At 59.1% G+C, this 23,264-nt stretch carries 21 protein-coding genes, 1 pseudogene and 1 riboswitch (1 of these 23 cut by a window edge); of the genes and pseudogenes, 13 read left to right on the forward strand and 9 right to left on the reverse strand.

Annotated features, from left to right (window positions below; translation table 11 throughout):
• From EYD00_RS10845 to EYD00_RS10855, 3 genes are all read left to right on the forward strand, one after another.
• On the forward strand, positions 1 to 1,044 hold the 3' portion of the coding sequence (locus EYD00_RS10845; RefSeq protein ID WP_006699119.1) for an efflux RND transporter periplasmic adaptor subunit. Its footprint begins 159 nt before the window's first position; the window shows 1,044 of its 1,203 coding nt (coding positions 160-1,203); its start codon lies off the left edge, out of view; the stop codon is at positions 1,042 to 1,044.
• A 54-nt stretch (positions 1,045 to 1,098) separates the two neighbouring features.
• Positions 1,099 to 4,188, forward strand: coding sequence for an efflux RND transporter permease subunit (locus EYD00_RS10850; RefSeq protein ID WP_004443603.1), 3,090 nt, complete (start codon positions 1,099 to 1,101; stop codon positions 4,186 to 4,188).
• A gap of 149 nt (positions 4,189 to 4,337) precedes the next feature.
• Entirely contained in the window at positions 4,338 to 5,783 is a 1,446-nt protein-coding gene (locus EYD00_RS10855) for an efflux transporter outer membrane subunit (RefSeq protein ID WP_022556884.1), read from the forward strand.
• 117 nt (positions 5,784 to 5,900) lie between these two features.
• On the opposite strand, the gene efp is transcribed toward EYD00_RS10855, so the two are convergent.
• The gene (gene efp, locus EYD00_RS10860; RefSeq protein ID WP_004443607.1) at positions 5,901 to 6,470 is read right to left on the reverse strand and encodes an elongation factor P; all 570 of its coding nucleotides are present in this window, start codon (positions 6,468 to 6,470) and stop codon (positions 5,901 to 5,903) included.
• Between the two features lie 250 nt (positions 6,471 to 6,720).
• Here efp and epmA point away from each other — a divergent pair, with 250 nt between their 5' ends.
• The 3 genes from epmA (at position 6,721) to EYD00_RS10875 (ending at position 9,417) form a co-directional block, all read left to right on the forward strand.
• Complete coding sequence (epmA, locus tag EYD00_RS10865; RefSeq protein ID WP_004443610.1) at positions 6,721 to 7,785, forward strand: EF-P lysine aminoacylase EpmA; 1,065 nt, start codon at positions 6,721 to 6,723, stop codon at positions 7,783 to 7,785.
• Positions 7,782 to 8,846, forward strand: a complete 1,065-nt coding sequence (locus EYD00_RS10870) for a lysine-2,3-aminomutase-like protein (RefSeq protein ID WP_004443612.1) — start codon at positions 7,782 to 7,784, stop codon at positions 8,844 to 8,846. Before epmA ends, EYD00_RS10870 begins: the two co-directional genes overlap by 4 nt.
• A 379-nt stretch (positions 8,847 to 9,225) precedes the next feature.
• On the forward strand, positions 9,226 to 9,417 hold the full coding sequence (locus EYD00_RS10875; protein ID WP_003492264.1) for a hypothetical protein: 192 nt from the start codon (positions 9,226 to 9,228) through the stop codon (positions 9,415 to 9,417).
• A 275-nt stretch (positions 9,418 to 9,692) separates the two neighbouring features.
• On the opposite strand, the gene EYD00_RS10880 is transcribed toward EYD00_RS10875, so the two are convergent.
• Positions 9,693 to 9,929, reverse strand: coding sequence for an Lrp/AsnC ligand binding domain-containing protein (locus tag EYD00_RS10880; RefSeq protein WP_003521320.1), 237 nt, complete (start codon positions 9,927 to 9,929; stop codon positions 9,693 to 9,695).
• A 101-nt stretch (positions 9,930 to 10,030) separates the two neighbouring features.
• A complete protein-coding gene (locus EYD00_RS10885; protein WP_004443617.1) occupies positions 10,031 to 10,957 on the reverse strand; it encodes a LysR family transcriptional regulator in 927 nt (308 codons plus the stop codon).
• Positions 10,958 to 11,086: 129 nt separating this feature from the next.
• On the opposite strand from EYD00_RS10885, the gene EYD00_RS10890 reads away from it, so the two are divergent.
• The 4 genes from EYD00_RS10890 (at position 11,087) to modC (ending at position 15,297) form a co-directional block, all read left to right on the forward strand.
• Positions 11,087 to 12,370, forward strand: a complete 1,284-nt coding sequence (locus EYD00_RS10890; RefSeq protein WP_004443619.1) for an NAD(P)/FAD-dependent oxidoreductase — start codon at positions 11,087 to 11,089, stop codon at positions 12,368 to 12,370.
• Positions 12,371 to 12,677: 307 nt separating this feature from the next.
• Entirely contained in the window at positions 12,678 to 13,469 is a 792-nt protein-coding gene (modA, locus tag EYD00_RS10895) for a molybdate ABC transporter substrate-binding protein (protein WP_004443622.1), read from the forward strand.
• A gap of 47 nt (positions 13,470 to 13,516) precedes the next feature.
• A complete protein-coding gene (gene modB / locus EYD00_RS10900; RefSeq protein ID WP_004443624.1) occupies positions 13,517 to 14,224 on the forward strand; it encodes a molybdate ABC transporter permease subunit in 708 nt (235 codons plus the stop codon).
• A complete protein-coding gene (modC, locus tag EYD00_RS10905; RefSeq protein WP_004443627.1) occupies positions 14,221 to 15,297 on the forward strand; it encodes a molybdenum ABC transporter ATP-binding protein in 1,077 nt (358 codons plus the stop codon). The genes modB and modC overlap by 4 nt, the downstream gene beginning before the upstream one ends.
• Here modC and EYD00_RS10910 read toward each other — a convergent pair.
• The 6 genes and pseudogenes from EYD00_RS10910 to thiC all read right to left on the reverse strand — a co-directional run bounded on the left by EYD00_RS10910 (position 15,281) and on the right by thiC (position 20,528).
• Positions 15,281 to 15,661 (reverse strand): winged helix-turn-helix domain-containing protein, encoded by a 381-nt coding sequence (locus tag EYD00_RS10910; RefSeq protein WP_004443629.1) that lies wholly within the window; start codon positions 15,659 to 15,661, stop codon positions 15,281 to 15,283. The two genes, modC and EYD00_RS10910, sit on opposite strands and share 17 nt — an antisense overlap.
• Before the next feature lie 3 nt (positions 15,662 to 15,664).
• Entirely contained in the window at positions 15,665 to 16,669 is a 1,005-nt protein-coding gene (locus EYD00_RS10915) for a P1 family peptidase (RefSeq protein WP_004443632.1), read from the reverse strand.
• An 88-nt stretch (positions 16,670 to 16,757) separates the two neighbouring features.
• Positions 16,758 to 17,531, reverse strand: a complete 774-nt coding sequence (locus EYD00_RS10920) for a thiazole synthase (RefSeq protein ID WP_004443635.1) — start codon at positions 17,529 to 17,531, stop codon at positions 16,758 to 16,760.
• 3 nt (positions 17,532 to 17,534) lie between these two features.
• Positions 17,535 to 17,732: a sulfur carrier protein ThiS gene (gene thiS, locus EYD00_RS10925; protein ID WP_004443639.1), complete on the reverse strand. Its 198-nt coding sequence runs from the start codon at positions 17,730 to 17,732 to the stop codon at positions 17,535 to 17,537.
• Positions 17,701 to 18,703: pseudogene (thiO, locus tag EYD00_RS10930) on the reverse strand (glycine oxidase ThiO). Before thiO ends, thiS begins: the two are co-directional and overlap by 32 nt.
• A gap of 1 nt (position 18,704) precedes the next feature.
• A complete protein-coding gene (gene thiC / locus EYD00_RS10935; RefSeq protein ID WP_004443642.1) occupies positions 18,705 to 20,528 on the reverse strand; it encodes a phosphomethylpyrimidine synthase ThiC in 1,824 nt (607 codons plus the stop codon).
• A gap of 94 nt (positions 20,529 to 20,622) precedes the next feature.
• Positions 20,623 to 20,734, reverse strand: a riboswitch (TPP riboswitch).
• A 182-nt stretch (positions 20,735 to 20,916) separates the two neighbouring features.
• Here thiC and EYD00_RS10940 point away from each other — a divergent pair.
• The 3 genes from EYD00_RS10940 to EYD00_RS10950 are packed head-to-tail and all read left to right on the forward strand — an operon-like array spanning position 20,917 to position 23,262.
• Positions 20,917 to 21,168 (forward strand): acyl carrier protein, encoded by a 252-nt coding sequence (locus tag EYD00_RS10940; RefSeq protein WP_003504852.1) that lies wholly within the window; start codon positions 20,917 to 20,919, stop codon positions 21,166 to 21,168.
• Positions 21,168 to 22,349 (forward strand): acyl-CoA dehydrogenase family protein, encoded by a 1,182-nt coding sequence (locus EYD00_RS10945; protein ID WP_004443659.1) that lies wholly within the window; start codon positions 21,168 to 21,170, stop codon positions 22,347 to 22,349. Before EYD00_RS10940 ends, EYD00_RS10945 begins: the two co-directional genes overlap by 1 nt.
• Positions 22,350 to 22,353: 4 nt before the next feature.
• Entirely contained in the window at positions 22,354 to 23,262 is a 909-nt protein-coding gene (locus EYD00_RS10950; protein WP_004443662.1) for an amino acid--[acyl-carrier-protein] ligase, read from the forward strand.
• Positions 23,263 to 23,264 lie beyond the last annotated feature (2 nt).

A 23,264-nucleotide genomic window follows, 5' to 3' on the forward strand; every position in this document is an offset into this window, starting at 1 on the left:
TTGACCACTGTTCTGCCCGGCCGCGCCAGCGCGTTCCAGACGGCTGAAATCCGGCCGCGGGTCACCGGCATCATCCGTGAAATTCCCTTCAAGGAAGGCAGCGAGGTGAAGCAGGGCGACGTTCTCTACCAGATCGAAGACAATACCTATCTGGCGGAAGTGGCGCAGGCCAAGGCAAACGTGGCGAAGGCGGAAGCGAGTGTCCCGAGCGCCGAAGCCAACCTTGCCCGGTACGAACGGCTGGTTAACAGCGGTGCCACCCAGATCGAATATGAAAACGCCAAGGTGACGCTGCTGCAGGCGCAGGCCGATGTGGCCCAGACCAAGGCGGCGCTGGAAACGGCGGAGATCAATCTCGATCTCACGAAGGTCCGTGCACCCTTCGACGGCATTACCAGCGCAACGGCCTTCAGCATCGGCAACGTGGTGACCGCGAACCAGACGACCGCTTTGACAACGCTTCGTCGCATCGATCCGATTTACATCGACCTGATGGAATCCAGCACCAATCTCCTGCGTCTGAAAAAGGCGATATCGTCCGGTCAACTTGGTGGCGACACGAAAGAGACCGGCATTCATCTGACACTGGAAGATGGCACCGAATATAAGCATGACGGCAAGATCGACATGTCTGACATGGCGGTGAGCGAAACGACAGGCACCTTCTCCATCCGCGCCCTCTTCGACAATCCGGACGATCTCCTGCTTCCCGGCACCTATGTTCGCGCCACGCTGACCATCGGCAAGGAAAAGGGCTTCCGTATCCCGCAGCGCGCGGCGAGCCGAAACGCCAATGGCGAGCTGACGGCAAAATTCGTGACAGCGGAAAACAAGGTGGAAACCCGCACCTTCCCTTCCAGCCAGCAGTCGGGCAACGCCTGGCTGGTGACGGAAAACGTCAAGGATGGCGACAAGCTCATCGTCGACGGCTTCCAGTGGATCGCGGACGGCGCAACCGTGGCGCCGGTGGAAGTGACCATTGACGATCGGGGTATCGTCGTTGTGCCGCAGCAGGCTCAGCCTGCCGCCGCGCCTTCGAAATAAGCATGAGCGCGAGACCTCCGGTCGAAGCTCGTAAAAGGTAAGGCAAGGACTGCCATGGCCCATTTCTTCATCAGGCGCCCTGTTTTTGCATGGGTTATCGCCATCGTCATCATGCTGGGCGGCGCCCTTGCGATCTGGACTCTCTCCATTTCGCAATATCCCGACATTGCACCGACAACGGTCCGCGTCAGCGCGACCTACAATGGCGCCAGCGCCGAGACCGTGGAAAAATCGGTGACAACCATCATCGAGGACGGCATGACCGGCCTCGATGACCTCACCTATATGACCTCGTCGTCCTCGACCGGCAGTTCCGAAGTGACGCTGACATTCGGTAACAGCATCCTGCCTGACATCGCGCAGGTTCAGGTGCAGAACAAGCTGCAGCTTGTCCAGTCGCAATTGCCCGATACCGTGCAGCAGCGGGGTATCCAGGTCAGCCGCTCGACATCGAGCATTCTGATGGTTGGTGCACTGATCTCCACCGACGGCAAGCGCAATTCGGCCGATCTCGGCGACGTCTTCTCCTCGCGTGTCGAAGACCAGATCAAGCGCCTGGAAGGCGTGGGCAGCATCAATGTCTTCGGCTCCGAATATGCGATGCGTATCTGGCTGGATCCCTTCAAGCTCAACAAATACCAGCTGACCACCGCAGACGTCACCGGCGCCATCGAAAGCCAGAACACCCAGGTTTCGGTCGGTTCGCTCGGTGCCGTTCCCGCCGTCAAGGGTCAGCAGCTCAACGTGACGGTGACGGCGCAGAGCCAGCTCACCACTGTCGCCGACTTCGAATCGGTCATCCTGAAAGTCGAAAAGGATGGCGCAACCGTCCGCCTCAGCGATGTTGCCCGTATTGAAATCGGCCAGGAAACCTATGGCGGCGATTCCCGCTCCAATGGCCGCCCTTCGGCCGGTTTCGCGGTCAACCTTGCCACGGGTGCCAACGCGCTCGACACTGCGGCGCGTGTAAAAGCTGCCCTGACCAACGTCGAAGGTTCGCTGCCTGAAGGCGTCGCGATCGAATATCCCTATGACACGACGCCGTTCGTGAAACTGTCGATCGAAAAAGTGGTGCATACGCTGATCGAGGCGATCATCCTCGTCTTCGTCGTGCTTCTGGTGTTCCTGCAGAACCTCAGAGCCACCTTTATTCCGATGATCGCCGTGCCGGTCGTGCTTCTCGGCACCTTCGGCGTTCTCGCGCTCACCGGGTATTCCATCAATACGCTCACCATGTTCGCCATGGTTCTGGCCATCGGTCTGCTCGTTGACGACGCCATCGTCGTTGTCGAAAACGTCGAACGAATCATGTCGGAGGAGGGTTTGTCGCCGGTCGAGGCCACCGAGAAGTCGATGGGTGAGATCACCGGAGCCATCATCGGTATCGCGCTTGTGCTCACCGCCGTGTTCATTCCGATGGCCTTCTTCGGCGGATCGACGGGCATCATCTACCGCCAGTTCTCGATCACCATCGTTTCGGCCATGCTGCTTTCGGCCGTAGTCGCCATCGTGCTGACGCCGGCGCTCTGCGCCACCATGCTGAAGCCGATCGACCATCACAAGAAGCAGCGCGGGCCGGGCGCGTGGTTCAACCGCGGCTTCGGCAAGACGACGGACGGCTACGTGTCCTCCATCGGTTATCTGCTGAAGCGGCCCCTGCGCGTCATGATCATCTTCGCAATCGTCATCGGCGGCTGCGTCTGGTTCTTCAGCAAGCTCCCCAGCTCGTTCCTGCCGCAGGAAGACCAGGGCGTGCTCCTGACCATCATCCAGACGCCGACCGGTTCGAATATCGAGCGAACCAATGAGGTGGTGAAGCAGGTTGAAAACTACTTCCGCGAAAAGGAAGCCGCCAATGTCGAATCGGTTTTCGGCGTTCTCGGCTTCAGCTTCAGTGGTTCGGGCCAGAACAACGCCATCGTCTTCACCAAACTCAAGGATTTCGCCGAGCGAACGGCTCCCGACCAGCACGCGGGTGCCATCGTCCAGCGCGCCATGGGCACCTTCTTCGGTTTCCGCGATGCCCAGGTCTTCCCGCTTCTGCCGCCGGCCATTCAGGGCATGGGTACATCGAGCGGCTTCTCGATGTATCTCGTGGATAGCGGCCGCAACGGCACCGATGCCCTGACCGCTTCGTCCAAGGAACTGATTGCGCTTGCCACCGGCAATCCGAAGATCAGCTCGCTTCGAAGCGACAGCCAGGACAACGAAACCCAGATGAAGATCATCCTCGATCAGGAGAAGATGGGGGCAATGGGTGTCGATCTTTCCTCTGTCAATCTGATGCTGTCGACGATCTTCGCCGGTCGTGACGTCAATGACTTCACCCTCAACGGTGAACTCAAGCCCGTCTATGTCCAGGGCGACGCGCCTTACCGCATGCAGCCGGACGATCTCAAGTTCTGGTATGCCCGCAACACCAGCGGCGAGATGGTGCCATTCTCCTCCTTCAGCGAGGTGAAATGGATCAACGCTCCTCCGTCTCTGGCGCGCTTTAACGGCACGGGCGCCATCTCGCTCGAAGGCACTGCCGGCGCCGGCGTAGCCTCCGGTGATGCCATGGACGAGATGGAACGGCTGACGGCGAGCCTGCCGGGCGGTTACACGGTCGCGTGGCAGGGCATCTCCTATCAGGAACGCCTTTCCGGCTCACAGGCACCGATGCTCTATGCGCTCTCGGTGCTGATCGTGTTCCTTTGCCTTGCCGCCCTTTATGAAAGCTGGTCCATCCCCTTCTCGGTCATCATGGCCGTGCCGGTGGGTGTCCTCGGCGCCTTGGCCGCGGCGCATTTCTTCGGCCAGTCGAACGACGTCTACTTCAAGGTGGGCCTGCTGACGACCATCGGCCTCGCGGCAAAGAATGCGATCCTGATCGTCGAATTCGCCAAGGAGAGACAGGAGCACGGGCTGAGTCTCATGGAAGCGACACTGGAGGCCGCGAAGCTGCGCCTGCGGCCGATCATCATGACATCGCTGGCCTTCATCCTCGGTGTTGTGCCTCTCGCAATCGCAACCGGTGCGGGTTCAGCCGCCCAAAATGCAATCGGGATTGGAGTGTTGGGTGGTATGCTTTCTGCAACACTGCTCGGAATTTTCTTCGTTCCGTCCTTTTTCGTCATCATTCGTCGCCTTTCAAGGCGTTAACAAAACAAAAATGGGCTGTGCCAACCGTTAATACGCTGCTAGAAATGTTGCCGATTTGGCAATTGCACGTTTCTACGGCAGATCGACCGCGCAGCCCATTTTTCACCAAGCCGCGCTCGGTAAGCCAACCAGAGAATTGGGAAAATTATATGCTGTCTATTCGCGCTACTCTTCCCCTGACAATGCTGCTGCTCTCAGGCTGCGTTGTCGGACCCGACCACAAGACACCGGAAATCCAATTGCCGGGAAAGTTTGCGGAAGCCGGAAAAACCAGTAACGGCGACATCAGCACCGTTGCGTGGTGGACAGCCTTCAATGACAGCCGCCTGAACGGTTACGTTGCTACCGGCCTGAAGCAGAACCTGACGGTGATGCAGGCCATAGAGCGTATCAACCAGGCTGAAGCCAACGTGATCTCAGCCGGCGCAGGCGGCCTGCCCAGCCTGACCGCCAATGGCAGCCACACGACCAGCGAAACGAAGGGCAGCTACCGCGACGTTCCTGTCACCAACGTCTCTTCCGGCAGCCTCAGCGTTTCCTGGCTGCTCGATCTCTTCGGCCGCTACCGTCGCGCCACGGAAAGCGCCAATGCATCGCTCGATGCGGCTTATTCAAGCGTCGACGTTCAGCGCCTGACGCTGATTTCCTCGGTTGCCTCGGCTTACATCGACGTGCGCTATTATCAGGAGCGTCTGGCGATCGCCCGCCATAACCTGGCTTCCCGCCGTGAAACACTGGATCTGACCAAGCTTCAGCTTGAAGCCGGTGCGGCTTCGCGGCTCGACGTTGTCCAGTCCGAAGGTCTGGTCAACTCCACCCTGTCCGACATACCGGGCCTCGAAACCAACTTCCGCAAGGCGGCGCACCGCATCGCCACGCTGCTCGGCCTGCCAGCTTCGTCGCTGATCGCCGAGTTGCAGAAGGGCGCGCGTCAGCCCGTGGCCCGCAGTGTGCCACGCACCGGCATTCCGGCAGATCTCATTCGCAATCGTCCGGATATCCGCGTCGCCGAGCGTGAACTTGCGGCAGCCGTGGCAAAGATCGGCGTTGCCGAATCGCAGCTTTATCCAAGCATTGAACTCGGCGGCGCCATCACCCCGAGCTACAACTTCGTCAGCGGCGGCAACAGAGGTACGGCAAACAGCTGGTCCTTCGGCCCGAGCCTTGTTCTTCCGATCCTCGATGGCGGCAGCATTCGCGCCAATATCGACCTCGCCAACTCGCAGGCGCGCGAAGAATATCTCGCATGGAAGCAGACGGTCCTCAACGCCGTAGAAGAGGTTGAAAACGCCCTTGCCGCAGTCAATCGCGACCAGCGCACCGCCGACGCATTGCGCAAGACGGTCGCTTCCTACCAGGAAGCGTTGCAGCTCTCGACCGCCAGCTACCGCGACGGTGCCTCTTCGCTGCTCGACGTTCTCGATGCGCAGCGTCAGGTTTCCGCCGCACAGGCAAGCCTTGCCACGGCGATCCAGCAGACCGCGCAGGACTATGTGTCGCTGAACGTGGCGCTGGGCGGCGGTTATGCCTTTGGCCAGACGACCGCGCCGAAGAAGCCGGCAGGCCCGACCGTTACGGCGGCCAAGGGCATGTAATCAACAGCCCGAAAAGACAAAAAAGCCCGCGTCTCGACGCGGGCTTTTTGTTATTCGCGGCATGGAATAAAAAAAGCACCGGGAACCGGTGCTTTTTTGTCTACTCGATCGCCAGGATCAGTTCTTGGCGCGCTCGACGTAGGAATTGTCTTCCGTCGCGATGACCACGCGAATGCCGGCATCGATATGCGGCGGCACCATGGTGCGGATCCCGTTGGAAAGAATGGCGGGCTTGTAAGAAGAAGACGCCGTCTGGCCTTTTACGACCGGCTCGGTTTCCGTGATCTCAAGCGTGACGTGGCGCGGCAGTTCGACAGCCAACGGATTGCCTTCGTGGATGGAAAGAACGCAGGTCATGCCTTCCTGAAGATAGGCCTTCTGGTCACCCATCGTCTCCGCATCCACCACGACCTGATCGTAATTCTCAGGGTTCATGAAGTGGAAGCCTTCGCCATCTTCATAGAGAAACTGGAAGTTCAGGTCTTCAACAAAAGCACGCTCGACCTGCTCGGTGGTGCGCCAGCGCTCGGAGACCTTCACGCCATCGACGATGCGGCGCATGTCCACCTGCGTGACCGGCGTGCCCTTGCCGGGATGAAAGTTCTGCGCGGTGAGAACGACGTAAAGCTTGCCGTCCACGTCGAGAACATTGCCCTTGCGGACGGATGAGGCGATAACCTTGACCATATGACTTCCTTGTAACTCGATGAAATGCGTCGTAAAGGACTGCGCGGCAGCACCAGCCCCGGCAGACGTTTTGTCTTTTTTCTGGGGCGCAACTACCTTAAATCCGCACGGATTGCCAGCCTTCTACAGCAATTCGCGGAAGAGTACCTAGCGGTTTTCGCCCCGGAACCGCTTTAAATAACGCAACCAGGTGTTTTGCAGCCTGTTTATCCGCAATCCGGGGCGGGACAGAAGACGGAAACGAAGAACGATGCGCGCAAGCAACGAAACAATGTCGCCATGGTGGACGCCCGACGTCCATGCCGACCGTCGCGCCTTCCTGCTTGGCCGCAACGCCGTCCAGTCGGCCTTTCGCGGCTATTTCGCCCGCGCCGATTTTCTCGAGGTCGATACCGCCACCCTGCAGATCTCGCCAGGCAACGAGGCACATCTCCACGCATTTGCCACTGAAGGCGTGACGCCGGGCGGCGACGCCGTGCCGCTTTATCTTCACACGTCTCCGGAATTCGCCTGCAAGAAGCTGCTTGCCGCGGGTGAAAAACGCATCTCCTGTTTCGCCCATGTCTACAGGAACCGGGAGCGGGGCCCGCTGCACCACCCCGAATTCACCATGCTGGAATGGTATCGCGCAGGCGAAACCTATGAGAGCTTGATGAAGGACAGCGCCACTCTTCTCGCTCTCGCGGCCGAAACCACGGGTACGAAACATTTTTCCTATCGCGGGCGCAGCGTTGATCCCTTTCTCGAGCCCGAACGCCTGAGTGTCGCTGAGGCCTTCGAACGCTATGCCGGAATCGACCTTCTGGCCACAATCAGCGGAGACGGCGAGACCGACAGCCGGCACCTTGCCGCAAGCCTCGCCAGTGCCGGCATCCGGGTGGCCGAGGATGATACCTGGGCGGATATGTTCAGCCGTGTCATCGTCGAACGGGTCGAGCCGGAACTTGGCTTCGGACGCGCGACAATTCTCGATGAATATCCGACAAGCGAAGCAGCCCTCGCCCGCAGATCCCCGAGGGATGCGCGCGTGGCGGAACGTTTCGAGCTTTATGCCTGCGGCGTGGAACTTGCCAATGCCTTCGGTGAATTGACCGACGCTGCCGAGCAGAGGCGGCGTTTTGAAACGGAGATGGCGGAAAAGCAGCGTGTCTATGGCGAGACCTATCCGCTGGACGAGGATTTTCTGGCTGCGCTCGCCATCATGCCGCCGGCAAGCGGCATAGCTCTGGGTTTCGACCGGCTGGTGATGCTGGCCACAGGCGCACCCCGCATCGATCTCGTCATGTGGGCCCCGGTTGTGGAATACGGACGATGACAGGCTCTGAGACCATCAAGACACCGGAGGCACTGCTGGAAGCAGGGCTGATCGAAGCCGGCGCACTCGACAGCCTGCGGCCGGTCACGCAGCGTTACGCACTGGCTATCACGCCAGCGGTTGCCGAACTGATTGACCTCGGCGATCCGAACGATCCCATCGCCCGGCAGTTCGTGCCGGATGCGGCCGAGCTTATCCATCTTGCCGAAGAGCGGGAGGATCCGATAGGCGATGACGCCCATAGCCCCGTGTATGGCATCGTTCACCGTTATCCGGACCGGGTTCTTTTAAAGGCGGTGCATATATGCCCTGTTTATTGCCGTTTCTGTTTTCGCCGTGAAATGGTCGGGCCGCAGGGTAATGGCATGATGAGCCCTCAGCAGCTGGACGCCGCGTTCGACTATATAAAGGCGGACCCGGCGATCTGGGAGGTCATCCTCACCGGCGGCGATCCCTTGGTGCTCTCCCCACGGCGACTTTTCGATCTGATGCAACGACTGAAAGACATATCGCATGTGAAGATCGTCCGCTTCCACACCCGTGTGCCCGTAGTCGATCCCGATCGCATCGATGAAGCGATGATCGACGCGCTGAAATCCAGCGGCAAGACGACTTATGTTGCCCTGCATGCGAATCACGCGCGGGAACTCGGCGACGCCGCAAGACTAGCCTCGGGACGCCTCATTGACGCGGGGATCGCCATGGTCAGCCAGACCGTGCTTTTAAAAGGTGTCAACGACGATCCGGCGATTCTTGCCGAACTGATGCGGGCATTCGTCGAGACCCGCATCAAGCCCTATTATCTTCACCACCCCGATCTGGCGCCCGGCACCAGCCACTTCCGCCTGTCGATAGAAGAAGGGCAGCGAATCGTGTCTGCCTTGCGCGGACGCATCTCCGGTCTCTGCCAACCGACCTATGTTCTCGACATACCCGGCGGCCACGGCAAGGCGCCCATTGGCGGAAATGCGGCTGAAAAGACCCGGGACGGCCGTTTTTCAATATCTGACTTCAACGGAAACGATCATATTTATCCGCCGCAGCCATCCGGACACGATTAAAAAAAGCTAAAAAAGCCCGTTGCGCCGGGCCTTTTGAAGCCGGCCCCAAGCGGAAACAAAAATTTCACAATTCCGCCCCTCTCCTGTCATCATAAAGAAAAATATTCTACCTATAACAATCAGCATTGATTTTAGTGCTGGTCTGGATTATCAGTGTGGAACTGGAGAACGAGTCTCCTGATTCCGGATCAACACCAATACAGGGAGTGTGTCATGTCAAAATACAATCGCATCAACGCAATCCTTGGTCTTGAATCCTGGAATGCTGGATTTAAATCCACGTGTTCCCGCTGCTGTCGAATGTGACTTAACAGTCTCAATTTCCTGAAAATCAGTTCGACAACATGCTGTGAGAAGTAGCCACAGCGGGAGTTTATCTATGCAGAAGCAAGTTATTGAATTCGCCGGCGAGCCCGTCGGCATCGTCATCCCGGACAACGACCGGCTGAAGTTTATTGCGGTGAAGTTCCACGTTCACGATCTGGACGAGCAGAAGTTCGACAGTGCGGACGATGTGCGGATCGCGATTCGCGACCTCGTGCGTAATCGGAACCTGGCCGCGGTAGCCTGATGCGCGAAAGCCATCGCCCGCTTACAAAACCGTCAAAACGAAAGCGCGCCCCATATCGGACCCGACATTGTGGGCCGGCGGCGCGCTTTTCCTTTGGCTGACAGTCCTGCCTGCAAGACACCGCCTTCCACTTTAATAGGTCTGCCTATGCAGGTTTTTGCGAAATTCGCAAACGCGCCTAAGCCTCCCACATTTCCTTGTTCCGACAAGGAGCTGAGCTGGCAGGCTCCCGGGACGGGCAGAATGAGAGGCCGTCGCAGACTCTCAAATTGTTATCAGAAGGCCGTAAAGGTCAGCGTTGTCAGCGAACGAACGATGCCCGGAATATTGACGATGTTCTGATTGATGAATTTGCCGATATCCTCTTCCTGCGGAAGATAGATTTTCAGCAGAAGATCATATTCACCGCTGGTGGAATAAAGTTCGGACACCAGTTCGGTTTTATAGATGGCGTCGGCGACATCATAGGTCTTGCCGGGCTCGCATTGAAGCTGAACAAAAATGGGCTTCACGGACATCTCCCGTATTGAAACTTTCAAGGCACGGCTCTGCGCCACGCATCACGGCGCACTATTGGCTGAGCCGCATCGTTCTTGCAAGACCGCGCAAGGGTTTAAGCGGAAAACTCGCCGGCCTCGACGCCGGTTCCACCTCCTGCCTCGGAAACGATCCAGCGCCGAAAGCTTTCAAGCGGCGCGTAACCGGCGCGATCCGGCATGCAGGCGAGATAATACGCCTCCTCGCTTTCCGCCTCGCCGGCAACGGCCGCGACAAGTCGGCCGCTTCGCAACTCCTCTTCGATCATGAAAGCAGGAATGAGCGACACACCGAGACCGGCGCTCGCCGCTTCGGCGATGGTGGTGAACTGATCGAAAAGCATGCCGTGTACATTGTCGAATACCACGCCGTGACTGCGAAACCATTGCTCCCAGGCATCGGGTCGGGTTGTCATGTGGAGTAGCGGCACATGAAGCAGATCATCAGGCGTTGAAAATCGGTGTCGCGTTTTGAAAGCGGGGCTGCATACGGCAACGATCTTTTCGTGCATCAGGAAAACAAGTTCGGTACCCGGCCAGTGCGGCAAGCCGAAATGAATCGCCGCATCGACCGTATCAGTCTTGAAATCGAAAAGCGAAGACCGCGTCAGAAGATTGACGGAAATACCCGGGTGGCGTGCGATAAAAGCGGGTAGGCGCGGCACGAGCCAGCGTGTGCCGAAGCTTGGCAGCACCCCGAGATTGAGCGTGCCGCCATCCGGATTGGCGCGCAGATTGAGGGAAGCCGTCGATATGCGCCGCAGGGCTTCGCGTATTTCCCGGCCATAACCCTCCCCTGCCCTTGTCAACCGGATCGTCTGTCGCTCGCGAAGGAACAGCGCCGCCCCGAGCTGTTCTTCGAGGGCCAGGATTTGCCGGCTGACGGCACCCTGGGTCAGGCCGAGCTCCCGCGCAGCTGCGGTAACGCTGCCGGTGCGCGAAGCGGCTTCGAATGCCGCGAGTAGCGAAAGCGACGGCAAAAAACGGCGAGGCGGCAGAACCATATTCCCTCATGGAATGAACTCTTGACGATATGTCGATATTCAACAGGCGGCGAGGCTTGTAAAGTCTTATAAACAAGGGCTTGTCACTCATACGAAAACCAAATGAACTCGCCCGGACATGGTGGAACGATGTATAATGACCCCCGCTCGCACGGCCTCTGGGAAAAGACCGCGCCGCAGCCACCCGCAACCGCTGCGTTAAAAGGCTCCGTGGCTGCCGATGTCGTTATCGTCGGTGGCGGTTTCACCGGGCAATCTGCGGCGCTCCACCTCGCCGAACGGGACATAAATGTCGCCCTGCTCGAAGCCAGGAAAATCGGCTTCGGCGGCGCGGGGCGCAATGTCGGCCTTGTCAATGGCGGCATGTGGGTCATGCCGAAGGAATTGCCTGGCGTGCTGGGCGAAACTTACGGCGAGCGGCTTCTCGGCCTTCTGGGCAATGCGCCACTTCTCGTGCGAGACCTGGTGGAAAAACACGCAATTCCCTGCGAGATCGAAAAAAACGGAACGCTGCATTGCGCAGTTGGTGAAAAAGGGCTCCGTGAAATCCGCGAACGCTGCGAACAATGGGCCGAAAGGGGCGCGCCCGTTCGTGTTCTCGATGCAGAGGAAACGGCCAGACGCACGGGCACGACAGCCTATTCCGGCGCACTTCTGGATACCCGCGCAGGCACAATTCAGCCGCTCGCCTATGTTCGCGGTCTCGCCGCCGCCGCGCAGAAGGCGGGCGCACGGCTGTATACGGATAGCCCCGTGGTAGCCACCGAACGCAACGGTGGACAATGGGTCGTGAAGACGCCAAACGGATCGGTAACTGCCAAATGGATCGTGGTGGCGACCGAAGCCTACAGCACGGGACCGTGGCAGGTCGTTCGCGATGAACAGATTTATCTGCCCTATTTCAACTTCGCGACCAGACCTCTCGGCGACAATCTGCAAAAAAGCATCCTCCCCGGCCGCGAGGGCTGCTGGGACACGAAGGAAATTCTCTCATCCTTCCGCATGGACAAGGCTGGCCGGCTGGTCTTCGGCAGTGTCGGGGCGCTGCGCGGCACGGGTGCCGCCATTCACCGCGCCTGGGCGAAACGGTCGTTGAAGCGGCTTTTTCCGCAGCTTGGGGATACCGAGTTCGAGTGTGAATGGTACGGCCAGATCGGTATGACCGACAATGCCGTGCCCCGCTTTCACAAATTCGCCGAAAATGTCGTCGGCTTTTCAGGCTATAATGGCCGCGGCATCGCACCGGGCACGGCCTTCGGCAAAGTCATTGCACAGCATGTTCTCGGTGAGATAACCGAAGCGGAATTGCCTTTGCCTTTAACGGAACCAAAAGCGCAGCCCTTCAGGGCTCTGAAGGAAGCCTATTACGAAGCAGGTGCACAGATAGCCCATTTCGCCGGCGAGCGTTTTTGATCCGACTTACGGTCCGACAGAAACATTGGGCCCGATATCTGATTACGACCTTTGCCGTTTCTTGTGTGCTTGCCATCCCCCACAGCTGTCACGGCGTTTCAGTCAGCCCAAATCTTCGGTCTGAAAAGACACTCCCGTGGCGCAGACGCTCATCCCATGCATTCCTGTTGCAAGCAGAGAACTGAGGTTGGAAGCCCCCCAACCCCGGGAATTTTGTCATCCTTCGATATATCCTTGAAAATATAATGAATGCGCGATAGGCCTATCGATATATTCATATGAATATCTCGTACCGGGGCATCACACCATGAGACTTTTGCGTCGCAGCTTCTTCAAAACCATCGCCACAGTGACGTCCTTCTGGCTGGCGGCCTCCTTTGCAGCCGTTCCGGCCCATGCCGCCGAAAAAGTCACGGTGTTTGCCGCAGCCAGCATGAAAAACGCACTGGACGGCATCAACGCCGAGTGGGCGAAGGAAAGCGGTAATGAAGCGGCGGCTTCTTATGCCGCAAGTTCAGCGCTCGCCAAGCAGATCGAGCAGGGCGCACCAGCGGATATCTTTATTTCCGCCGACCTTGCATGGATGGATCATGTCGCTGAAAAGAAGCTGATCAACGCTGACAGCCGCTCCAATCTTCTAGGCAACCGCATCGTTCTCGTCGCTCCCGCCGACAAGGCCAAGCCGGTCGAGATCAAGCAGGGCTTTGATCTTGGGGCTCTGGTAGGTGACGGCCGCCTGGCCATGGGCGCGGTGGATTCCGTACCCGCCGGCAAATACGGCAAGGCCGCGCTGGAAAAACTCGGCGTCTGGTCGTCGGTCGAACAAAAGGTCGCCGGCGCGGAAAGCGTGCGTGCCGCCCTGCTGCTCGTCTCGCGCGGAGAGGCGCCCTATGGCATCGTCTACCAAACCGATGCGGCTGCCGATCCCGGTGTGAAGATCGTCGGCACGTTCCCTGGAGACAGCCATCCGCCGATCATCTATCCCGTGGCCATTCTTTCGGAGGCAAAATCGCCGGCGGCAAAAGCCTATCTGAATTTCCTGAAGTCCGAAAAGGCAACGCCCTTCTTCGAAAAACAGGGCTTCACGGTCTTGAAATAAACTGCTTTCCCTGGCCCAGGGGCCGCAAGAGATGACGGTTACGGGATATGGCGTTGCATTGGTGGACACTCAGCCCTGAAGAATGGACGGCGATCAGGCTCAGCCTGTGGGTGTCCTCCGTTGCCATGCTCGCCAGCCTGCCGTTCGGCATTCTCATCGCCTTGGCGTTGGCGCGCGGCCGCTTCTGGGGCAAGTCTCTCCTCAACGGCATCGTCCACCTGCCGCTTATCCTGCCGCCTGTCGTAACCGGTTTTCTGCTGCTGGTTCTTTTCGGCCGCCGGGGCGCCATCGGACAATTTCTCGACAGCTGGTTCGGCATCGTCTTCTCCTTCCGGTGGACGGGGGCAGCTCTCGCATGCGCTGTCATGGCCTTTCCGCTGATGGTGCGCTCCATCCGCCTTTCCATCGAAGCGGTGGATCGCAAGCTGGAAGAGGCGGCGGGAACATTGGGGGCCAATCCGCTCTGGGTGTTCCTCACCGTTACCCTGCCACTGACCCTGCCCGGCATCATCGCCGGCATGATTCTCGCTTTCGCAAAGGCCATGGGCGAATTTGGCGCGACCATCACTTTCGTTTCGAACATTCCGGGCGAAACGCAGACATTGTCCGCCGCCATCTACACCTTCACGCAGGTCCCGGGCGGCGACGCCGGTGCGCTGCGGCTTACAATCGTTTCGGTTGCGATTTCCATGCTCGCTCTGCTCGTCTCGGAATTGCTGGCCCGCGTAATCGGCAAACGGATGAGCATGGAATGACGCTTTCGGTTTCCATCCGCCACCGTCTTGGCGCCTTCGAACTTGACGCGTCATTCACGTCCGAAGGCGGAGTGACCGCGCTTTTCGGGCGCTCGGGCTCCGGCAAAACTTCAATAATACGCATCATCGCCGGCCTGCTGCGGCCGGATGATGGACAGGTTTCACTTGATGGCAAAATGCTGACCGACAGCGAAAAACGACTGTTTCTGCCGGCGCACAAACGCCATTTCGGTTATGTCTTTCAGGAAGCGCGGCTCTTCCCGCATCTCAGCGTCGCCCAAAACTTGAACTACGGCGGGTGGTTCAATGCGAATAAAACCACGGGCACCGATCGGGACAATATCATCGACATGCTCGGCATTGGCCATCTTCTGCACCGACGCCCGAACAAACTTTCCGGCGGCGAAAAGCAACGTGTGGCTATCGGCCGCGCCCTGCTTTCTTCACCCAGATTGCTGCTGATGGACGAGCCGCTCGCCTCGCTGGACGAACAGCGGAAAGCGGAGATCATTCCCTATCTCGAACGGCTGCGGGACGAGACCAAAATCCCTGTTGTCTATGTCAGCCACTCGATCCACGAGGTCGCCCGTCTGGCCGATCGCATCGTTGTTATGAACGACGGAACGGTGGAAACGCAGGGAAAAGCCGCCGAAGTGCTGGCAAGACCCGATTTCAGCACCCATCTCGAAAGGCGCGAGGCGGGCAGCATTCTTTCCGGGCGCATTGAAAGCTTCGACGAGCGGCATGGGCTTGCCGCCGTAAAGCTAAAAACCATGCTGCTTCACGTTCCGGCAAAAAGCGGAATATGCGGCAGCCCGGTGCGCGTGCTCATACCCGCACGCGATGTAATGCTTGCAACCGTAAAACCTGAAGGCTTGAGCGCGCTCAACATTCTCAACGGCCGTGTCGCAAACGTTTCAGTGAGCGAAGACGCCATGGTCACGGTTCAGGTGGATTGCGGCGGTGACATCATCCAGTCGCGCATCACAGACCTCTCTCGCGAAAGGTTGCAGCTGGAACCCGGAAAACCGGTGCATGCAATCATAAAGTCAGCGGCTATCGATCCCTATTGAGAGCAGCATCAGGATTGCGGTTGGCCTCCAGCCAGTCGATATCCTGATGTAGGGCTTCGTTCATCCGCATTTGCATGTCGCGATAACGCGCCAGCAATTCGGTGCCGAAGACGGTCAGCGCCGCCCCGCCGCCCTGTTTGCCGCCGCGCTGCGATTCGATAACCGGTTGTCGAAACATATGGTTCAGCGCATCCACCAACAGCCACGCGCGGCGATATGACATGTCCATCGCCCGCCCGGCGGCGGAAATCGAGCCGGTCTCGACAATCAGTTCCATCAATTCGATCTTGCCGTGGCCGAGGCGTTGTCCGGGCGGAAAATCAATGCGAAGGACAGGTTTCAGTGGCGGAAGAGCCTCACTCATCGGTTAAAGGCTCCGTCCATGAAGATCGCGATAGGCCTTTTGCGCTCCATCCACCGGCAAGGCCGTCGCCTCATAGACGCCACGCGCCACGGCCCGCGCCATCACAATGGTGGCAAGATGGCAAAGTTCGGCGAAATGAACGCCGCCCTCAAGCGGCTTCTCGCCCGTCGCGGCCGCGAACATGGTGTCACCGTCACTCGGCAAATGGGCGGGCAGAACGGCGCGGGCCAACCCGTCATGCGCCATGATGGAAAGGCGATGTGCCTGCGCTTTCGTGAGTGCGGCATCCGTCACCACCGTACCGATGGTCGTTGCCGTGAGATTGACCCCCTTGAGGCGCAAGGCGGTATTTTCAGGCTCAAACCGTTGCGGAAACCCGCTTCCGCCAAACTCATCCGCCACCTCAAACGGAGCAGACCAGAAATGCCGGCTCGCACCGAGGGTTGCCGAGCCAAGCGCATTGACGGCGACAATAGCCGCCACTTTATATCCGCCGGAACTGACAGCACTTGCCGACCCCAGCCCTCCCTTGAAGGTCGCGGTCGTTGCTCCCGTCCCCGCACCGACCGTCCCGAGTTCGAAATGCGCCGCACGCGCCGCCTTGAAAGCCGCATATCCCATGTCTCGATAGGGCGAATGCAAACCCCAGTCCTTGTCGCCGCCATTCAGAAGATCCATGAGGATCGCCTGCGGCACGATGGGTACGCGGGTGGAACCGACCTGAAGGCCGCGGCCGATCTCGCGCAGCCCGGCCTGAACGCCGCCTGCCGCATCAAGCCCAAAGGCCGAGCCGCCCGACAGCACGAAGGCATCCACGGTTTCAACCGTCATCGCCGGGTCGAGCAGGCCCGTGTCACGCCCGCCAGGCGCACCGCCCAGAACAGAACCTGAGGCAATGGCGGGCTTTTCAAAAACAATCGCCGTAACACCGGAGCCAAGGGAAAGATCGGTAACACTGCCGACCGAAACGCCGTCTATGTCAGTCAGAAGATTGGTGAGTGCCGCCATGCCTTTTCCCTTTTCTCCCGGTATCCCGCCACCATCAGGCACTGTCAACGCAAAACGTGACACGCCTGAGGTCGGCGACGAGCCGCGATCAGGAAAAAACCGCAGTCCCGATCACGGGCGTCGAGGGAACGGCCATGTCCCGCGGCTCCAGCGGTCCGGAAATATATGCCTGATGGCCGGCTTCTATCGCCAGAGCAAAAGCTTCGGCCATGCCGGCCGGGTCCCGCGCCCCCGCCACCGCCGTGTTGAGCAGAACGGCATCGTATCCAAGCTCCATTACGGTGACTGCATGCGACGGGCGGCCGATACCGGCATCAACAATCAAAGGTATGTCGGGGAAACGCGCCCGCATGGATTTCAGCGCCACCAGATTGAGCGGTCCCATGGCGCTACCAATCGGTGCGCACCACGGCATCAAAACCTTGCAGCCCGCCTCCAGCAGCTTCTCGGCGACGACCAGATCGTCGGTCGTATAGGGAAAGACCTCAAAACCATCGTCGCAGAGGATTTTCGCGGCTTCCACAAGCGCAAAGACATCGGGCTGCAGCGTATCGTGATGGCCGATGACCTCCAGCTTGATCCAGTTGGTGCGAAACACCTCGCGCGCCATCTTTGCCGTTAGCACAGCTTCCTTGGCGGTGTGGCAGCCAGCCGTATTCGGCAGGACGTTTCGATCCAGTTCGCGGATCAGTTCGAAAAACTGCCCGCCTTTCCTGCCGCCCGCCATTTCCCGGCGCAGCGAAATCGTCAGAATATCCGTGTTGCTGGCCCGGACCGCATCCGCGAGCACGGCGGGGGATGGGTACCGCGCCGTACCAAGGAGAAGACGGGACGAGACCTCACGGCCATAAAGCATCAGCATGGCTCAGCCTCCCTGCATCGGCGAGAGAATTTCGACGCGGTCAAAATCCTTCAGTTGATAATCGGCGCGCTCTTCCGAATGCACCAGTTCGCCATTCACCGCCGTCGCCAGCCAATCGCCTTCGTATTCGAGGCTGGCAAGCAGGCCGGCCAGCGTCTCGGCGGCGAGATCAAGCTCGTCGCCATTGACAAGAAGTTTCATGATTCTGTTCCTTCTGAGAGAGTTTGGCGAATGATGTCAGCCGCCTGCCGCGCCATGGCCGGAGAAAGCAGAAAGCCGTGCCGGTGCGCGCCGTTGATGAAAATGGTCCGGCAGTCCTGCATGACCCTGGGGAGATTGTCGGGATAAGCAGGACGCACACCCGTGCCGGATTCGATGATCCGAGCTTCGGCAAAAGCCGGATGCACGGCATAGGCGGCATTCAGGAACTCCATCATCGAACGGACGGAAATGGCCCCGGCATCCTCCGTCTCGATCATCGTGGCGCCCACCATGAAGCGGCCAGACTCGCGCGGGACGATGTAAAGCGGAATGCGCGGATGCAACAGCCGGACGGGACGGGAGAGGGATAGCTCCGAGGTAGCAAGGTAGATCATCTCTCCACGCACGCCGCGTAGGTTGGAAATTTCTTCCACTGCTGCAGCTCCGGTGCAGTCCACCGCCCGGTCGAACAATCGTTCATCGACAGGGATGCCCATGTGGAACCGCACACCCATGATAGAAAGCCGCTCATGTAGCGATTTCAGCGCGAGACGCGGATCGAGATGCCCCTCGCCCGGGAAATAGAGCCCGGAGCGGAAGCGACCCGCAAGATCGGGCTCCAGAGCGGCGATCTCGCCCTCATCCACCCAGCGATAACCGCTGGTCCGCGATGCGAAACGCGTGAGCTCTACCCTGTCGCGTGCTGGCGCGACGACCAGCGTGCCATTGCGAACCACAAGGCCGGGAGTTGCCTCGTCCCACCAGTCAAGCGCCACCTTGCCAAGCGTCAGGACCGCTTCCTCCGCATTTTCGCGCTCACACCAGGGCGCCAGCATGCCGCCTGCATAAAACGACGCTCCACGAGAAGGCTCGGCATTGCGCTCCGACACCTCGACAACAACGCCCCTCCGCGCCAGTTCGAAGGCCGCCGTCAAACCGGCGACCCCCGTTCCCTTGACAAGGACGTGCATTTTATTCGGCATTCGCAGGCGTCGGAAGCGGCATGTAAAGCTCACCGCCTTCCTTGAAGCGCGCGGCCATGGCCTCAAGCCCCTCCTTCTGCGCCTCGGCGCGGATGTCGTGGGAAATCCGCATCGAGCAGAATTTCGGTCCGCACATGGAGCAGAAATGCGCAACCTTGTGCGCCTCCTTCGGCAGCGTCTCGTCATGGAAGGACCGAGCCGTATCGGGATCGAGCGACAGGTTGAACTGATCCTCCCAGCGGAACTCGAACCTTGCACGTGACAACGCGTCGTCCCGCACTTGCGCGGCCGGATGCCCCTTGGCGAGATCGGCGGCGTGGGCAGCGATCTTGTAGGTAATGACACCCACCTTCACGTCATTACGATCCGGAAGACCGAGGTGTTCCTTCGGCGTAACGTAGCAGAGCATGGCGGTCCCGAACCAGCCGATCATTGCAGCACCAATGCCGGACGTGATGTGGTCGTAACCGGGCGCAATGTCCGTGGTCAGCGGCCCAAGCGTATAGAAGGGCGCTTCGCCGCAGGTCTTCAACTGCTTGTCCATATTCTCCTTGATCTTGTGCATCGGCACGTGGCCGGGGCCTTCGATCATCACCTGGCAATCCTTTGCCCAGGCGATCTGCGTCAACTCACCCAGCGTTTCCAGCTCCGCAAACTGCGCCGCATCATTGGCGTCAGCGATCGAGCCGGGACGCAGGCCATCGCCCAGCGAGAAGGAGACGTCGTAAGCACGGCAGATGTCGCAAATCTCGTCGAAATGCTCATAGAGGAAACTTTCCTTGTGGTGATGCAGACACCACTTGGCCATGATCGAGCCGCCGCGTGAGACGATGCCGGTGACGCGGTTGACGGTGAGCGGGATGTAATGCAGCCGCACGCCGGCATGGATGGTGAAATAATCCACACCCTGCTCCGCCTGCTCGATCAGCGTATCGCGGAACACTTCCCAATCGAGGTCTTCGGCAATGCCGTTCACCTTCTCCAGCGCCTGATAAAGCGGCACGGTGCCGATCGGCACCGGCGAATTACGGATGATCCATTCGCGGATATTGTGGATGTTGCGGCCGGTTGAAAGGTCCATGACCGTATCCGCACCCCAGCGGATCGCCCAGACCATCTTCTCAACCTCTTCCGCCATTGAGGAGGTGACGGCGGAATTGCCGATATTGGCATTGATCTTGACGAGAAAATTGCGGCCGATGATCATCGGCTCAAGTTCAGGGTGGTTGATATTGGCTGGAATGATGGCGCGGCCCGACGCCACTTCCTGACGCACAAATTCCGCCGTGACATAATCAGGAATATGCGCGCCGAAACTCTCACCGTCACGCGCGAGCTTCTCCTTCGCTGCCTCGCGCCCGAGATTTTCGCGAATGGCGATGAATTCCATTTCGGGCGTGATAATGCCCGCCCGCGCATAGGCAAGTTGCGTCACCGCCTTGCCCGCCGTCGCTTTCAGCGGCTGATGACGTACACCAAATTCAGGCGTCAGGCGTTCGCCGGTGGCGAAACCATTATCTTCCGGTTTGACGTGCCGTCCCTCGTAAGCCTCGACATCACCGCGCGCGACGATCCAGTCATGACGCAGACGCGGCAGACCTTTTTCGATCAGGACCGGATGGTTGAGGTCGGTATAGGGACCTGAGGAATCATAAACCGTGACCGGCGGCTCGCCCGCCGTCGGGTGCACTGCGATCTCGCGCATCGGTACGCGGATATGCGGATGCAAAACGCCCGGCTTATGGATTTTCGTGGAGGCGGCATGCGGGCCGGTTGTAACGACGAGCGGTATAGTCTTGGCAGCGATATTCATCTTGAGGCTCCAAAGTTTAACAGTGGAGACCCAGTTCGAGCCGGAATGATGGAAAATACCTGTGTGCCGAAACGCGGCGCCATGCGCCGCCCGACATCAGGTCTTTGCACCGTCCCTACGCCAGTATGAACTGGATCAGGTTCAACGGGTCACTGCGCATGAAAGCAGAATCTCAGCCCCTTGACGGGACACCCCTGGTGAATGGCCCCAGCAAAAAACACCCTTAGGCTTTTGTCAAGACCGGCGATCCATGCTTGGCAAAGGTGCGGGAATGGCGCATGCTGCCGTTAGTTGTAATTAACCTAACGGTTTAGGCGAATATTATCGTTTGCAACGTAACCATAAGCACAAACCATCCTGATGTGAAATTCATGGGAGATACGTCGGAATGAATGCGACTATACGTGAAATACTGGCAAAATTCGGCCAGCTTCCAACCCCCGTCGATACGATTGCAGATGAAGCCGATCTTTACGCGGCGGGCCTTTCTTCCTTTGCATCGGTGCAATTGATGCTCGGCATCGAAGAAGCATTCGATATCGAATTCCCGGACAATCTGCTGAACCGCAAGTCTTTCGCCAGCATCAAGGCCATTGAAGACACTGTTAAACTCATTCTCGATGGTAAAGAGGCAGCCTGATGAACGTCACCGTCGCGCCGCAGGATGAAACGCTGTCCGCGCGCGCGGGCCGTGTTGCGGCAATTGCCGCCAAATATGCGGACGAGGTGGATGTCACCGGCCGCTTTCCGCAGGAAGCCGTTGATGCATTGAGGCAGGAACGTCTGCTCGGCATACAGGTCCCCTCACTGCTGGGCGGCGAAGGTGCCTCCCTTCAGGAAATCGCCGATATCTGCGCCCGGCTTGGGCAGGCCTGTTCGGCAACGGCGATGATTTTCGCCATGCACCACATCAAACTGTCGAGCCTTGTGGAACATGGAGAGGCGAGCGCATGGCACGCGGACTTCATGCGCCGCGTCGCCGGCGAACAGCTTCTGCTCGGTTCCGCCACGACCGAAGGCGGCATCGGCGGCAATCTGCGTAACTCCATCTGCGCAATCGAAGTCGAAGGTGATAGCTGCCGGCTGGAGAAGGACGCCACGGTCATTTCTTATGGAAGCAACGCCGATGCGATCCTGATTACGTCGCGCGCCCACAAGGATGCCGCGCCCGCCGATCAGGTAATGACCGTCTTCCTGAAAAAACAGTATACGCTTGAGAAGACCCATGTCTGGGATACGCTCGGCATGCGTGGCACCTGTTCGGACGGCTTCCTGTTCCGCGGCGAAGCGCCGGCGGCGCAGATTTTCCCAAAGCCTTTCGCAGAAATCGCTGCACAATCCATGCTTGCAAGCTCGCATCTGCTGTGGAGCGCCGTCTGGTATGGTATCGCGTCGGATGCGGTGCTGCGCGCCCAATCTTTTGTCAGAGCTGCGGCCCGCAAGTCGCCCGGAACGGCTCCTCCCGGCGCGATCCGCCTTGCCGAGGTTTCCACCAAGCTGCAGGTGGTGAAATCCAACATCATAGCCGGTATCAAGGCCTACGAGGACACCAAGAGCGATCCGGAAAAATTGATGTCGATGGCCTTTGCGGTTGCCATGAACAATGTGAAAATCTGCTCTTCGGAAACCATTCTCGAGATCATCGACCACGCCATGCTGGTCTGCGGCATCATGGGCTACAAGAATGGCACGCCCTACAGCCTCGGCCGGCATCTGCGCGACGCGCATTCCGCCCGTCTGATGATTTCCAACGACCGTATTCTCGGCAATTCCGCCAATCTCCTGCTGGTTCACAGGCAGGACACCAGCCTCTTGGGATAAGACCATGGACATGCAAACATCGTTCCTCGATCGACTGTTCGAAGAAGGCCTGCTGATTGAAACGGGTGTGGACGGTCTTTATGGACGCAGCGGCCAGTTCGAGGACGTGATTGCCGCCTTCGAGCGGCTGATCGACCGCACCGGTGGCGCCGATGGCGCTGAAGCGATCCGTTTCCCGCCCGGCATCAACCGCGCCTATTTCGAAAAAAGCGGTTACATGAAGAGCTTCCCGCAGCTCGCCGGCACGGTCCATTCCTTTTGCGGCTGCGAACTGGACCATGTCAGCCTGCTGAAGACCATGGATGAGGGCGGCGACTGGACCAAGGATCAGAAAGCAACCGATATCGTACTGACGCCAGCGGCCTGCTACCCGCTTTATCCAACGATCGCCAAGCGCGGCGCGCTGCCTGCCGGCGGCGGTCTCTATGACATCCAGTCCTATTGCTTCCGCCACGAGCCCTCCAAGGATCCGGCCCGCCAGCAGCTTTTCCGCATGCGCGAATATGTCTGCATGGGCACCGAGGCCAACGTCACCGAATTCCGCCAGACCTGGATGGATCGCGGCGTTGAGATGATGAAAGCGGTGGGGCTCGATGTCACCATCGATATCGCCAACGATCCTTTCTTCGGCCGCGCGGGCAAGATGCTCGCCAACAACCAGCGCGACCAGAACCTGAAATTCGAACTGTTGATCCCGGTCACGTCAACGACCAGCCCGACAGCCTGCATGAGCTTTAACTACCATCAGGACGCCTTCGGCCAGAAATGGGGTCTGAACCTCGATAATGGCGATGTCGCCCACACCGCCTGCGTCGGTTTCGGCCTTGAACGCATCGCGCTGGCACTGTTTGCCCATCACGGTCTCGACGTGAAGAAATGGCCTGCGAAAGTCGTGGAAACACTCTGGGGCTGATT

The organism is Agrobacterium sp. 33MFTa1.1 (assembly GCF_004328495.1).
Lineage (GTDB): Bacteria > Pseudomonadota > Alphaproteobacteria > Rhizobiales > Rhizobiaceae > Agrobacterium > Agrobacterium pusense.